The organism is Fodinibius sp. GM21 (assembly GCF_058386955.1).
The window spans coordinates 352,164-365,933 of sequence record NZ_JBYEIQ010000002.1 but is presented as its reverse complement, the minus strand read 5'-3'; the positions used below and the strand labels follow the sequence as shown (position 1 = coordinate 365,933).

Sequence of the window (13,770 nt, the reverse complement as noted above, 5' to 3'; positions counted from 1 at the left end):
CTGCAGATTAACCTTAACCATCCTTCAACATAAATTAAGCAAGGTTTTTCTTTTCTTTAACAACCACAGAAGGGTTTAATGTTACAAATATGAATTGCCGATTCCCATTTTGGGACACTCATATTCAGGCATAGAGTTACCCAAAGTCATCCGCCCTTAAGCCGATTTTCAAAAGGCGGATGCTTTGGGTTGGGGTAATACAAAGTCTCTACAAGCTGAGCCCGAATACCAGGTATGATTGCTCGGCATAGGGATTGAGGATGTAGCCGCCAAAGATTGGCAGACTGAATTTTTCAGTAATTTCGATTGCTCGCGACACCGAAAGGTTTATATTGATGAGACCCGCTTTGGTCGTGCCGTAGTAGTTCGACTCAGACGGCACCCCACCTATGGTAAACGCCATCTCGGTATCACCCACCGAAAATGGGACGCTGGCTTCCAGGTAGATGGAATGGTCGGGATCATTGTAGGCATTGATTGCCCCGTAGAAGGTTACGGGGAAAGATTTGGGACCCGTAACGCTGATATTGGGCTCAATATAGTGCGCTCCGGCTCCGTCGTCATCGAAATTGAAGAACTCAGATCCGGTGGGAAAGTAGTAGTCGGTTACCCCGACGGTTACGTTCCCAAAGCTGTAACTAAGGTACAGGTCGTGCTCGGAGGCACCGGCTGCACTAACGGTACTGTTTTCCACAGGACTGATCGCATACGACGCCCAGGTGCCCGCGGTAAATCCACCGGAAGAAAATTCAATATAGGGCTGAATGCTGGCTGACTTACCGAAGTCGATCCCGCGCCATACATAACGATTTACAAAATCAGCCCCGAAATCGACGTTCTGGGCTTTGGCTTGTTCTGCAGGTAAGCTGCACAGGCTTACAACGGTAAAACATATTGTGGCAAATAAAAAAGCAACCTTGTTCTTTGTTCCTGAAATGTTCATAATATTGTTCCTTGTGTGTTTAGGCAGTTCCATGTTTAGGCACCAAATGAACCGGCGGCCGGTACCACAAATACCACCGCCGGTTTTTTTTAGTGCTTTACAAAACCTATTAATGTCATGCTGAACTTAGCCTGCCCCGACTATTCGGGGTTTCAGCATCTGTCTTTTACTTTTAAAAATTGCTTAACCAATTTTTAACAACAGACCCTGAAATGAATTCAGGGTGACACAGACTCTTTGATAGTATATTGATGTTAATTATCCGTTTGATCATCCAGCTCATCCAGCGCAATATTGAGTTTCAATACATGCACGCGCTCATCCGGGCCAAGGAACCCAAGCAGAGGTCCTTCAACATGGTTATTTACCAGCTCGCGCAGGCGATCCTCAGGAATATCCCGCACCTTGCTTATACGTGGGATCTGCATGTAGGCGGCTTGGGGAGAAAAGTGCGGGTCCAGGCCACTGCCGGAAGCGGTCACCATATCGGTGGGAATATCCTCTTCAGTGATATCCGGATTTTGTGCCAGGATGGAATCAATGCGTGACTGTACCGTTTCCAGGTAATCCGGATCGATAGGACCCTTGTTTGAACCGCCGGTTCCGGCTGCATCGTAATTTCCGGCCGAGGGACGGCTGTTAAAATATCGGTCGGATGTAAACGGCTGACCGATCAGCTCGTAACCGACTACTTGGCCATTTACTTCTACGACTTCACCATTACCACCATGGCTGGTTCCCAGCATGGCGACCCCTTTGATGATGAATGGATAAGCGAAAGCGAACAAGCCAAGACAAACAACACTCAACAAAAATGATTTTAATAATTCGTTCTTCATGATTTTGGTGATTAAGTTCTAAATTTTCTTTAAACCTCCAAGGGTTAGAAACCTTGGAGGTTTGTTATTTATATCAGGTTAATTAGAATATCGATCAGTTTAATACCCACAAAAGGCACAATGATGCCGCCGAGTCCGTAGATAAACAGGTTGCGAGCCAGCAGTTTTGAGGCGCCAATCGGTTTATATTCCACGCCCCTCAGTGCCAACGGTATCAGCAGTGGGATGATAATGGCGTTGAAAATGACCGCCGACAGTATGGCCGATTGCGGACTGGCCAGGTTCATAATGTTCAGCGCTTGCAACTGTGGGAACGTCAAGATGAACAGGGCCGGGACGATGGCGAAATATTTGGCCACGTCGTTGGCTATCGAGAAGGTGGTCATCGTACCACGGGTGATCAGCAGCTGCTTGCCAATCTCGACTACCTCGATCAACTTGGTCGGATCATTATCCAGATCCACCATATTACCGGCTTCTTTGGCGGCCTGCGTACCGGTGTTCATCGCTACTCCCACATCGGCCTGCGCCAGTGCGGGCGCGTCATTGGTACCGTCACCCATCATGGCCACAAGCTTCCCATCGGCCTGTTCCTTTTTGATATATTCGAGCTTATCTTCGGGCGTCGCTTCGGCAATGAAGTCATCCACGCCTGCCTTCTCGGCAATATATTTGGCCGTAAGCGGGTTGTCTCCGGTCACCATTACCGTTTTGACCCCCATCTTGCGCAGGCGGGCAAATCGCTCTTCGATACCTTTTTTGATGATATCCTCAAGCTGAATGACCCCTATGGCCTGCATATTTTCGGCTACGATCAGCGGCGTACCCCCGTCAGATGATATTTCTTCCGCCTTTTCTTCCAGAGCATCCGGGAAATTATTCCCGGCCGATTCCACCAGATCCTTCATAGCATCTACCGCCCCTTTGCGAATCTCCGTGCCGTCCGGCAGGTTGATTCCGCTGCTGCGTGTCTCGGCGGTAAACTTGATAAATTCAACCTCATCCTCGTCCGGCTCCGGAATAGGTTTGTCCATCTCTTTGGCAAGTTCAACAATGGACTTTCCCTCGGGGGTCGTATCAGCCAGCGAGCTGGCCACACACTGCTGAATAAAGTGATCCTCATCCACGCCGTTAACCGGATAGAAATTGGTCGCTTTACGGTTCCCGATGGTAATGGTACCCGTTTTATCAAGCAGCAGCGTGTCGATATCACCGGCCGTTTCTACCGCCCGGCCCGACTTACTGATGATATTGGCCTGCAGGGCACGGTCCATACCGGCAATACCGATCGCCGAAAGCAACCCACCAATGGTTGTGGGTATCAGGCAGACAAACAAGGCAATCAGCGATGCGATCGCTATGGCCGTATTGGCATACATGGCAAACGGCTGCAGCGTAACTACAACAATCAGAAACACCAGTGTAAAGCCGGCAAGCAGAATACCGAGCGCGAGCTCATTCGGTGTTTTTTGACGTTCGGCGCCTTCCACAAGCCCAATCATCTTGTCCAGGAATGATTCGCCCGGATCGGAGGTCACTTTCACTTTGATTTGGTCGGATAGTACTTTCGTACCGCCGGTGACGCCAGATTTGTCGCCTCCGGCTTCACGGATCACGGGTGCAGATTCACCTGTAATAGCTGATTCGTCAATCGAGGCCAGTCCTTCGATGATCTCCCCATCGGCCGGAATCACGTCCCCTTCTTCGGCGACAAAAATATCCCCTTTTTTCAGTTCGGATGATTGGATGGTTTCCGTAGTGCCATCTTCCTTAAGCCGTTTGGCAGGGGTTGTCTTCCGGGTTTTGCGCAGGGAATCGGCTTGTGCTTTACCCCGGGCTTCAGCCAAAGCTTCAGCAAAATTGGCGAAGAGAATGGTAAACAGTAGGATCAAGAATATGGCAATATTATAGCCAAAACTTCCCTGGTCAACCATCCCAAAGAGAACCGCCAAGCTCACAAGCAGCATCACAGCCGCTCCCACTTCCACGGCAAACATAACCGGGTTCCGGGCCATAACAGTAGGCTTTAATTTTACAAAAGCCTCCTTTATGGCCGTCTTCACAAGTGCAGGTTCAAATAATTTAGGTCGTTGCTTCTTCATAATGATGTATTCCTAATTTGATTAATAAAGCATGAAATATTCACCGATCGGGCCGAGTACCAGAGCCGGCAGAAACGCCAAGGCTGCGATAACTACAATCACGGCAAAAAGCACAACGCCAAAGGTTGCGGTATCTGCCTTCAGTGTTCCCGCCGTTTCGGGGATATATTGTTTGTTAGCCAGGAATCCCGCGATGGCAATGGGTCCGATGATAGGTACATAACGGCCCAGCAGGAGCGCAACACCGGTTGCTATATTCCACCAGGGCGTATCATCACCGAGCCCCTCGAAGCCGGAACCGTTATTGGCCGTGGCCGAAGAAAACTCATATAGCATCTCGGAGAAGCCATGAAATCCGGCATTGTTGAGCCAGCCATAATCGGGGTTCGCCGTAATCAGCCAGCTTGAAATGGCAGTACCAACAAGAATAACAGCGGGATGCAGCAAGACAACGATAGTGGCAATCTTCATCTCTTTAGCCTCTACCTTCTTACCCAGAAACTCCGGCGTTCGTCCCACCATCAGTCCGGCAATAAAGATGGCAACGATCACAAATACGTAGAAGTTGATAAAGCCTACCCCCACGCCACCGTAATTGGCATTGATGAACATTCCCGTGAGTGTAGCCATCCCACCAAGCGGCATCAGGCTGTCGTGCATGGAGTTGACCGAGCCGTTGGAAGTAGAAGTGGTAGCGGTTGCCCACAACGCTGAAGCCGCCGGACCAAACCGGGTTTCGGTCCCTTCCATACTCCCCAGTTCTTGTGACACTCCTTTTTGGGCAATGGCCGGGTTGCCTTCCATCTCACCATAGACTGCAGGCGTAGTTAGAGACAAGTAACCAACTGTCATCACAGCAAAAAATATCCAGGCCAGCTTTCGCTTTTCCGTATAGTATCCGAAGGCAAAGACCATGGCCATCGGAATCAGGAGAATAGCCATGGTTTCGATAATGTTGGTAAAGTAGTTCGGGTTTTCAAAGGGAACCGAAGAGTTGGCCCCAAAAAATCCACCTCCGTTGGTACCCAGCTGTTTAATGGCAATTTCAGCAGCAGCCGGCCCTTTGGCGACGGTTTGCTGATGGCCTTCCAGCGTTGTAATGGTATCATATCCTTCCCAGGTGACGGGTGATCCATTTAACGCCAGCAGTGAACCTACCACAATAGCAAGCGGCAGCAGGATATGGACACAGCTTCGCACGAACAGCCGGTAGAAGTTGCCGAGCTTTTCACTTTGCCTGGTCTTGATGGCACGGAAAATTACGGCACAGGCGGCCATCCCGGTACCGGCACTTACAAACTGCATAAAGGTAATAAAGCCCAGCTGTGACCAGTAGGTAAGCCCGGTTTCCCCGGAGTAGTGCTGCAGGTTACAGTTTACCACAAAACTGATCACGGTGTTGAAAGCAAGATCCGGCGACATGTTTGCTATCTCAGCCGGATTCCAAAACCAGCCTTTCTGCGTCACCAGCAACACCATCCCCCATACAAACCACATCATATTGATGGTGAGAAGTGCCGTTAAGTGTTGTTTCCAGTTCATTTCGCGGCCAGGCGTAATTCTAGCAATCTTGTACACCAGCTTTTCCAGCGGATTCAATGCCGGATCCAGCATGGTGTGATCTCCCCGATAAACCCGGGCAATATACTTACCGAGTGGTATCGCCAGCAAGATTGTAAGCAGGTAAATAAAACCAATGCCTATTAGTTGCGTATCCATAGGTACTTCAAATTTAGATTAATGATTGAATGTTAAATGTTAGAACTTTTCGGGATGCAGGAGCACATAAAACAAGTACCCGAACATTGTGATTGATAGAATAAGTAATAGCATCATAGTGATGTTGATTTAGGGTTATATGTCGGCAAAAAAGTCGATGCTTTTAAACAGGCCCCAGAAAATGACGAGACCGAAGGTGACCAGTGTAAACCAGAATATGAGTGTCATGCTATTGCCTTTGGTTTTAGTTTTATGTTCACGCTTACAGGTAGGGAAAAAGCGTGCCAACGTGTTTTTATTGAAAAATAAATTACTATAAGTCAATGAATATCAATAACTTATTGTAATATCATTTTTTCTTACATTGTTTTTTCTATGGCAGCACCCATTCAAAAAGGGAGGATGAATTATCAATTTGAAACAATGTTTTAGAAGAGTAGCACCTGTTCATTAGGCTTTCAAAAATAGATCTAAGGAAGGGATAGAAGGGGAAGAGAGAATTAAAAAGCAGAACCCAATCCACTGTTAGATTCAAATAAACCTATAATTATAAATGTAGGTTCTATTTGGGAATAGAAAAGCCAATACTTGGACTGTATATTTTGCTATAAGATCGATTAATCTTATGAGTCTAAACGACCTTAAAAGCTTTTTAGTAGGTCTCCTTGTTGATCTTTATATCATCTGCTAATTTTTTTGCTGCATGTATCTTTGGATTAATAACATCTGCAATTCCAATTTTCTGAATGATCTGCTCCTCGCGCTCTGAACCAACAGTTACAAATATCTGCTTTACCCCGCTATTCTGAAGTTCCAAAGCAATAAACTCAGCATCTTGAAAGTTTTCTTCCCCTACAGAAATAATAACTACATCTGCCTCCGTTACACCAAGTCTATGTAGCAACTCCACTTTTGTAGCATCAAAAGAAAACGACTCCGCGACCTCCTCCTTAATTTTTTCAACCTTATCTATATCCAGATCTACTGCAATTACATATTGATCGTTTTGGGATAAAAATGTTGCTAAGGCATAGCCAAATGTCCCTAATCCGATTACGGCATATTTCTTTTCTGATTTAAACATAGTATTAGGCTTTAAATGTTTGAATGATATCTTTTCCTATTCCCTCTTTTGATAATACTGTTACGGTATCTTCAGCCTCAAATCTGGTGTTGCCGCGGGGAATGATAAGTTCTCCATCTCTATAGATTGCGACAATGATCAGGTCTTCGGAGATCTGTTCCATTTCCAGTGCCTCTAATATAGTTTTACCGATCAGCGAGGATTGGTTAGCAAGTTCAATCTCAACGATCTCACCTCCCCCATCCAAACGCATAAAATCCTTTATACCCGGCCGCTGTATGGTTTTGTACAAGAACTCCCCGTTCAATCGGTGAGGACTTTCTACGGAATCGATATCCAACTCGTCAAACAAACCGATATGATCCGGTTCCCTGACGGAACTCAACAACCGGGGGACGTTATATCGCCGTCCCAGCATCATCACCAAAAGATTGGTTGAATCATCGTTGGTCGTGGTTATTAAGGCATCTGCTTTTTTAATGCCCGCCTCTTCTAATACATCCATCTTGGAGGCATCGTCATTGATTACCAGGCAATCATAATTAGAACCAGTCTGTTCTGCCAGGTCCGTATTTTTTTCGATGACGACGACCTCATGGCCATCCCCGGTTGCCAGTTCAATGACTCTGTTTCCTATTCGGCCAGCCCCCACGATGATGAGGTACATAATACGATTTGTTGTTGTCATAATGGTGTTTTAAAGCGTTTTGATTAAACCTTGGATTGTGTGAAAAATGAACGAAGCATAATGAGTATCGGGATAAGCTCCAGACGTCCCATCAGCATCTGAATGATATACGTTACTTCTGTTACCGGATGCATGGAGGGACTTGTGAGTCCACTGGATAGCCCTACCGTACCCTGGGCAGATACCGATTCAAAGATGGCATCGATCAGCGTAAAATTCTCTCCCATGAATGTTGCGCTTATTAGGATTCCACCCAGTAATACCGCCAAATACATCATGGAAAACACATAGGCTTCCATCAGATCATCGGAAATTTCTTTAAAAGAGTAGCGTTTGGTACCCAGGTTCAGTGCAATGATACTATTTGAAGGTTGGGTTACTTGTTTTAATCTCCATCCAAATCCCTTGACCATGAAATACGCCCGAAAAATCTTTATTCCACCTACGGTAGCTCCCGTTGATCCACCGATAATCATGGGGATTGTAGCCATTAATAGCGTGGCATACACCGGCCAGGTGCTCAGATCTGCCGTTTGCCAACCGGTGGTCGTCAAGGCACTGACAAACTGGAATACGCCCTCTCGGAATGATTGTGCAAAATCAAATATCCCCGAAAGCATAAGTACCAACAGCGCCGACCCCATCACACTTAACAACATAAGCCAGCGGCCCTGGTAGTCCAGCCATAACTCTTTTAAGCTGCCTTTCTCATAGATTTTATAATAAAGCGGAATAGAGATAGCCCCGAGAATCATCGGCAACAGATATATCATTTCCATGGCGTATGATCCATAGCCGGAAACACTGTCATCAAAAGTACTAAATCCACCCGTTGACTGGCCGGTCATGGCATGATTCACTGCTACAAACAAATTTTCCAGAATATCGTAATCGGGAAATACCAGCCAGGTACTGGTAAAAATATACAGTGCCGACAGTGATGTTACAGTTAGATACACCTTCCAGATGGCTTGCGTGGTTTGGCGGATATTAGGTCTGATTTTTTGGCCGCTGGCTTCAATACTATAGAGAACTGAACCATACATCCCTCCCGATTGACGCAAAATAGCCAGTGACAAGACAATCATACCGGCTCCACCCAACCATTGCGCAAATGAGCGATAGAACAGCAGTCCATATCCCACGGAAGGTTCATGCACACTCATAGTCAAGCCGGTGGTGGTATATGAGCTCACACTTTCGAACAAGGCATGCAAAAAACTCTTAAAATTGTACAGACTTGACGTATAGGTTTCCCCAGCGGGCACAAATGACTGGGCCACTTCAACCGGTGTAATATGAGCAGCGATGAAAAAGGGAAGGGCTCCGAAAAAAGAAGTTACCATCCAGGCCGCTGCTGCTGTTATCATCGCCTGGCTTTGACCGTTGCTTTCTACTTTTTTATTACTTTTATAGGCGATTATTCCAAAGGTGGTAGTAATGACTGAGCTGATTACAAAGGACAAGGCAGAGTAGGTTTCGCTATATAGCATTGAAACCAACCCCGGAACCAGTAAAATGGGACCAATCAATAATTGAATACCACCAATATCTCTTATGATGGCCTTAAGTTGACTTTTTTCTGCGTTCATATATCTAAGTTAATCAATTTTTTATATGCTCTTTATTCTATGAAAATCCTGTTCAACCATCGTTCAGGCTTAAACTTTTCAGCTGATAGGCGGACAAATACTCGTCAATATTTGATCTTTGCCAGCCTTTCGTCTTGGGTTTGGGCTTCTACATCAAAATGGGTAATGAGATTGTCTGGAGCATAGTGCCGTTGGCAAAGAGTTTTAGGTATACACCTTCAAAAGGTGAAGGAGCCAGTTTACGATGTTGACAAATGGGGCACTGCGAGAGGTTTCCAATAATTTCATGCTACACGATTACTGTTTTAAAATTAATTATTCTTCAGGAACTAAGAGTCATACTGTTTTTTATAATTTCTTTAGTTTAGGATATTGAAAGAAGCGTGCCAGTCTTACTGGTTAATGGGACTAATACCTATAGTCCTATGTTGCGCAACACGTTACCATTTTATTACAAATCGGGCGCAAAAAATTTAAAGCGTTAAATGTTTCATTTTGGGAGGGTGTTTTGCCAAAATGGGAGTGTAATTCCCCTTTTGGTCCACTTTAAATTCCGTCAGTAACAAAGTATTGAGGTTATTTAATCTCACTAATGAGGTGTGTACAAAAAATTATGCCTCTTAGACCCTAATCTATATTTTTAAATGAATGATTAATTCAACCAAGACGTTAAACTATTCAATTTTGATCTAAATGGATTATTATACATGAATTTTACCGATCAGCATGTGATTGTAACAGGAGGAGCCGGATCGCTGGGAACGGCTGTTGTGGAGTTATTATTGGATAACGGAGCACGCTGCAGCGTACCTTGCTTCAATCAAGATGAGTTCGACTCTTTTGAGCTGTCGGATCACGAAAATGTTTTTGCCAAGGTTGGTGTGGACTTATCCGATGAAGATCAGGCGCAATCCTTTTTTAAAGATGCCATTGAATCCAACGGTCCACTCTGGGGATCCATTCATATCGCCGGCGGTTTTGGAATGGGTGCTATTGAAGATACCTCCAAAGCTGATTTTATGAAGCAGATAAACCTAAACTTAGTCACCTGTTACAATGGCTGTCGTACTGCAGTACAGCATTTCAAAGATCAAGGTAATGGTGGATGCATTGTCAACATTGCCGCACGTCCGGCGCTGGAACCAAGACAGGGAGCCGGCATGACGGCATACACGACATCCAAAGCTGGCGTTGCCGCACTTACCGAATCACTGGCTGCGGAAGTGGTTGAAGATGATATTTTGGTCAATGCTATAGCCCCATCCGTGATAGATACCCCGCAAAACCGTGAAAGCATGCCTAATGCTGATTTTGACAAATGGCCGAAACCCGAGCAGCTGGCGCAACAAATTGCCTATTTCGTTTCTCCGAAAAATTCAGTGACAAGAGGTACTGTTGCAAAAGTATACGGCAAAAGCTAATTGCTCTTGAAGCATCCTGTCATTATTTCATTTTTTGTGCGATAAAATAACTACTCAAACTTGGATTTACTCGATCTGAGCTTCCCGGCAATAGTTCGAATATCAGAATGGTATAGATCCTGCTTTAATTAATCTCCTCTTTTTCCAGCTTATCTTTGGCAGCCTTGTAGCCTTCTGAAATCATCTTATCAATATCCTTCGTTTCACTTCTGCTGAACTCTGCCAGATTCGGCTGGATTAGCAAGTCAATTTCCCTGGAATTCACGTTTGCAAGATGCTTTAAAGCAATTTCAAGCGTGTTATTCAGGATATCTAAGATATTTTCGGGTCGCTTGTATTTACGATGGGCATTTAGATCAACACCGATGGAATATTCGGCACCCATTTGTTGAATAGCTGATAGGGGAACACTTTCCTTAAGCCCCCCATCCACCAAGAGACGTCCGTTATATTCTATAGGCTCAAAAAGAACAGGTATACAGGTGCTTGCTTTTACTGCCTCGGAGACATCACCCTCATCAAGAATCACTTTTTCTCCAGTAGAGATATCGGTTGTTACTGCAGCAAATGGAATTTGAGCATCTACGAATTGCACATCTCCTAGATGCTTATCCAACAGTTTTCCCATTTCATCATTGTTGAGCAATCCTCTTTTCGACAATGCAAGTCCTGAAATATCCGGCCAATCGAGATCCAGAGCAATTTGTTCAATCTCGTCCACCGTCATTCCAAATGCATACAGGGCGCCCACCATAGCCCCGATACTGGTCCCTGCAATATAGTCTATGGATATTTCGGTTTCCTCCAATGCGCGAAGTACTCCCACATGGGCTCCTCCGAGCGTTGCCCCACCCCCCAGTGCCAAGCCAACCTTCTTATCGCTTTTTCTGTTAAATAAATTCATCTGATGAATATTAGATGTAAATGCTGTTTCTATAGTTTATGTATGATAATTATCCATCAGCACAAATAGAATAACAATTTCTGGTATTCAATATTAGTCGATAGACCCTATAGAAAATAACTATTTTTTTATTGAATAGTTTGATGTTAAATTAAAAATGAATTTTAAAACAACTGAACACACAAATTATACTAATATGAGCAAGCAACCACTCTTAACATCCTATAATTTATCGGGACTCGAACTATCCAACCGCATGGTGATGGCACCCATGACGCGAAGTCGCGCCGGAGAAGGAAATATTCCAACTGATTTAATGGCAAAATATTATCGTCAGCGATCATCGGCGGGACTCATTATCAGCGAAGGCACCCAAATTTCGCAGCAGGGAATCGGTTACCCATGGACGCCCGGCATTCATACTGAAGAGCAAGTTGAAGGATGGAAAAAAGTGACCAAAGCCGTGCATGAAGAAGGTGGTAAAATCTTTGCCCAGATCTGGCATGTGGGGCGTGTTTCCCATCCCCGCTACCACGATGGTGAACCGCCAGTTGCTCCATCAGCAGTCAAACCCGAAGGACAAATCTTTACCGCTGATGGCATGAAGGATTTTGTCACCCCGCGTGCCCTCGAAACCGATGAAATTCCAGGCATCATTGAGGATTACGCCCAAGCTGCCCAAAATGCTGTTGAGGCTGGTTTTGACGGCGTGGAAATTCACGGCGCCAATGGGTACCTCATCGATCAGTTTTTAAAGGACGGAACCAATAAACGTGAGGACCAGTACGGCGGCAGCCTTGAAAATAGAGTCCGATTTGCATTGGAAGTCGTGGAAACCGTCACTGATGCTATCGGTGCTGAAAAAACCGGCATTCGCTTTTCACCAGCCGGACGTAATCAGGGCATAAGCGATTCAAATCCCAAGGAAACCTTTGGCTACCTCTTAGAACAATTCAACGACTTCAACCTGGCTTTCGTACACCTGATGGAGCCCATGGGTGATGTCAGTAATCTGGATAACTATCCAACCGAAGTCACCAAATACTTCCGAAATATTTACGATGGCACCATCATTACGAATGCAGGCTACGATCAGGAAAGTGGTAATGAAGCGATTGAAAATGGCTCGGCAGACCTTGTAGCCTATGCACGACTATTTCTGGCAAATCCCGATCTTCCTGCTCGTTTTGCAGCTGGTGCTGATCTCAATGAACCGGACTCAAGCACTTTTTACGGTGGGGATGAGGAAGGCTACACCGACTACCCGTTTATGAATGAATCCACGGAAGTTGCTGCGGAGTAACTGTAATGTTTCGCACCAGAGGTACGAAACAAGAGTAAAGAGGAGTTCAGGGAGATTGATTATTTAAAAAGGGTTATAACTACTTTCGTGAAACCTACAGATTCAATCCTCCTGACCTCCTTCTCCAAGGAGGAACTCATTAATAATACTATGCTCGAATTCACTGAATTAGCAATATAGATTTTTATGCTGCATCCGCTATCTTATGTTCAGTATTATATAACCAAAGGTTGAATTAGCAATTTATGTCGCACAGTAAAGGCATTCACCATATCACGGCCGTGGCCGGAAATCCCAAAGAAAATCACCAATTTTATACTGAGGTTCTGGGGCTACGGCTCGTCAAAAAAACGGTCAACTTTGATGATCCCTCGGTGTATCATTTGTACTATGGGGATGAATCTGGAAAGCCCGGCTCTATTCTCACATTTTTCCCATGGGAACACTTGCAAAATGGGAGTCCCGACCGCGGACAGGTGATTGCAATTTCATTCTCGGTACCTACTACTTCTAAAGAATTTTGGATTTCCCATCTCCAGGATAAAGAGGTTGATTATGTGGAACCTTTTGAACGATTTGGAAAAGAAGTAATCGGTTTTCAAGATCCTGACGGGCTACACCTCGAACTTGTCCTTGATTTAACTGCTGATGACATTGATGGTTGGGTTGGCGGCCCCATCCCTGCCCAACATGCTATACGCGGAATTTATGGAGCAACACTGGCGGAAAAGAAATATCAGCCAACAGGGTCGTTGCTCGAGGATTTTCTGGGATTTGAGCTTATCGACCAGTTCGATGATCGCTACCTTTACAAAAGCGAGGCTGCTTTTGGTTCAACTATTGAAATTATTGATCAATTTGAACCGCGTGGACGTTCAGGCAGGGGCACGGTCCATCATATTGCTTTTCGCGCTGAGGATGAGCAAGAGCAATTTTCACTTTGTGAGAAACTGGAATACAAGGGCTACTATCTAACTGAAGTGAAGGATCGAGATTATTTCAAGTCGGTATATTTTCACGAGCCCGGCGGAATATTGTTTGAAATTGCCACCGACCCTCCCGGATTTACGCGCGATGAGGAACTAAACAAGCTTGGCTCATCCTTGAAACTGCCCGACTGGCTGGAGCACGAACGTGCAACCATCGAGCAAGAACTTCCACCGCTAAATAATTAA

General features: G+C 45.3%; 12 protein-coding genes. 3 read left to right on the top strand and 9 right to left on the bottom strand.

Translation table 11 applies throughout. The features are described 5' to 3' along the window. Nucleotides 1-208: 208 nt before the first annotated feature. From ACT3IB_RS05515 to ACT3IB_RS05480, 8 genes are all read right to left on the bottom strand, one after another. On the bottom strand, nt 209-943 hold the full coding sequence (locus ACT3IB_RS05515) for a TorF family putative porin (protein WP_491538007.1): 735 nt from the start codon (nt 941-943) through the stop codon (nt 209-211). Nucleotides 944-1,197: 254 nt separating this feature from the next. After that, complete coding sequence (gene kdpC, locus ACT3IB_RS05510) at nt 1,198-1,782, bottom strand: potassium-transporting ATPase subunit KdpC (RefSeq protein ID WP_491538006.1); 585 nt, start codon at nt 1,780-1,782, stop codon at nt 1,198-1,200. 68 nt (nt 1,783-1,850) lie between these two features. Next, on the bottom strand, nt 1,851-3,884 hold the full coding sequence (gene kdpB, locus ACT3IB_RS05505; protein ID WP_491538005.1) for a potassium-transporting ATPase subunit KdpB: 2,034 nt from the start codon (nt 3,882-3,884) through the stop codon (nt 1,851-1,853). 21 nt (nt 3,885-3,905) lie between these two features. Further along, nucleotides 3,906-5,603 carry a potassium-transporting ATPase subunit KdpA gene (gene kdpA / locus ACT3IB_RS05500; protein ID WP_491538004.1) on the bottom strand — a complete coding sequence of 566 codons (1,698 nt, stop codon included), beginning with the start codon at nt 5,601-5,603 and terminating at the stop codon, nt 3,906-3,908. Nucleotides 5,604-5,642: 39 nt separating this feature from the next. Beyond that, entirely contained in the window at nt 5,643-5,717 is a 75-nt protein-coding gene (gene kdpF, locus ACT3IB_RS05495; protein ID WP_491538319.1) for a K(+)-transporting ATPase subunit F, read from the bottom strand. Between the two features lie 538 nt (nt 5,718-6,255). Next, nucleotides 6,256-6,687, bottom strand: coding sequence for an NAD-binding protein (locus ACT3IB_RS05490; RefSeq protein ID WP_491538003.1), 432 nt, complete (start codon nt 6,685-6,687; stop codon nt 6,256-6,258). Nucleotides 6,688-6,691: 4 nt separating this feature from the next. Next, nucleotides 6,692-7,375, bottom strand: a complete 684-nt coding sequence (locus tag ACT3IB_RS05485) for a potassium channel family protein (RefSeq protein WP_491538002.1) — start codon at nt 7,373-7,375, stop codon at nt 6,692-6,694. 23 nt (nt 7,376-7,398) lie between these two features. Beyond that, nucleotides 7,399-8,967 carry a TrkH family potassium uptake protein gene (locus ACT3IB_RS05480; RefSeq protein WP_491538001.1) on the bottom strand — a complete coding sequence of 523 codons (1,569 nt, stop codon included), beginning with the start codon at nt 8,965-8,967 and terminating at the stop codon, nt 7,399-7,401. Between the two features lie 707 nt (nt 8,968-9,674). Between ACT3IB_RS05480 and ACT3IB_RS05475 the strand changes: the two genes are divergently transcribed. After that, nucleotides 9,675-10,388 (top strand): SDR family oxidoreductase, encoded by a 714-nt coding sequence (locus ACT3IB_RS05475; RefSeq protein WP_491538000.1) that lies wholly within the window; start codon nt 9,675-9,677, stop codon nt 10,386-10,388. A gap of 124 nt (nt 10,389-10,512) precedes the next feature. Here ACT3IB_RS05475 and ACT3IB_RS05470 read toward each other — a convergent pair whose 3' ends face one another. After that, the gene (locus tag ACT3IB_RS05470; protein ID WP_491537999.1) at nt 10,513-11,292 is read right to left on the bottom strand and encodes a patatin-like phospholipase family protein; all 780 of its coding nucleotides are present in this window, start codon (nt 11,290-11,292) and stop codon (nt 10,513-10,515) included. A 196-nt stretch (nt 11,293-11,488) separates the two neighbouring features. On the opposite strand from ACT3IB_RS05470, the gene ACT3IB_RS05465 reads away from it, so the two are divergent. Together ACT3IB_RS05465 and ACT3IB_RS05460 are read left to right on the top strand one after the other, a co-directional pair. After that, complete coding sequence (locus ACT3IB_RS05465) at nt 11,489-12,595, top strand: alkene reductase (RefSeq protein ID WP_491537998.1); 1,107 nt, start codon at nt 11,489-11,491, stop codon at nt 12,593-12,595. 245 nt (nt 12,596-12,840) lie between these two features. Further along, on the top strand, nt 12,841-13,770 hold the full coding sequence (locus ACT3IB_RS05460; protein WP_491537997.1) for a ring-cleaving dioxygenase: 930 nt from the start codon (nt 12,841-12,843) through the stop codon (nt 13,768-13,770).

What these genes read in the sequence shown, in the direction of transcription:
- ACT3IB_RS05515 (WP_491538007.1), bottom strand. Translation starts at nt 943, where the DNA reads ATGAACATTTCAGGAACAAAGAACAAGGTTGCTTTTTTATTTGCCACA.
- kdpC (WP_491538006.1), bottom strand. Translation starts at nt 1,782, where the DNA reads ATGAAGAACGAATTATTAAAATCATTTTTGTTGAGTGTTGTTTGTCTT.
- kdpB (WP_491538005.1), bottom strand. Translation starts at nt 3,884, where the DNA reads ATGAAGAAGCAACGACCTAAATTATTTGAACCTGCACTTGTGAAGACG.
- kdpA (WP_491538004.1), bottom strand. Translation starts at nt 5,603, where the DNA reads ATGGATACGCAACTAATAGGCATTGGTTTTATTTACCTGCTTACAATC.
- ACT3IB_RS05490 (WP_491538003.1), bottom strand. Translation starts at nt 6,687, where the DNA reads ATGTTTAAATCAGAAAAGAAATATGCCGTAATCGGATTAGGGACATTT.
- ACT3IB_RS05485 (WP_491538002.1), bottom strand. Translation starts at nt 7,375, where the DNA reads ATGACAACAACAAATCGTATTATGTACCTCATCATCGTGGGGGCTGGC.
- ACT3IB_RS05480 (WP_491538001.1), bottom strand. Translation starts at nt 8,967, where the DNA reads ATGAACGCAGAAAAAAGTCAACTTAAGGCCATCATAAGAGATATTGGT.
- ACT3IB_RS05475 (WP_491538000.1), top strand. Translation starts at nt 9,675, where the DNA reads ATGAATTTTACCGATCAGCATGTGATTGTAACAGGAGGAGCCGGATCG.
- ACT3IB_RS05470 (WP_491537999.1), bottom strand. Translation starts at nt 11,292, where the DNA reads ATGAATTTATTTAACAGAAAAAGCGATAAGAAGGTTGGCTTGGCACTG.
- ACT3IB_RS05465 (WP_491537998.1), top strand. Translation starts at nt 11,489, where the DNA reads ATGAGCAAGCAACCACTCTTAACATCCTATAATTTATCGGGACTCGAA.
- ACT3IB_RS05460 (WP_491537997.1), top strand. Translation starts at nt 12,841, where the DNA reads ATGTCGCACAGTAAAGGCATTCACCATATCACGGCCGTGGCCGGAAAT.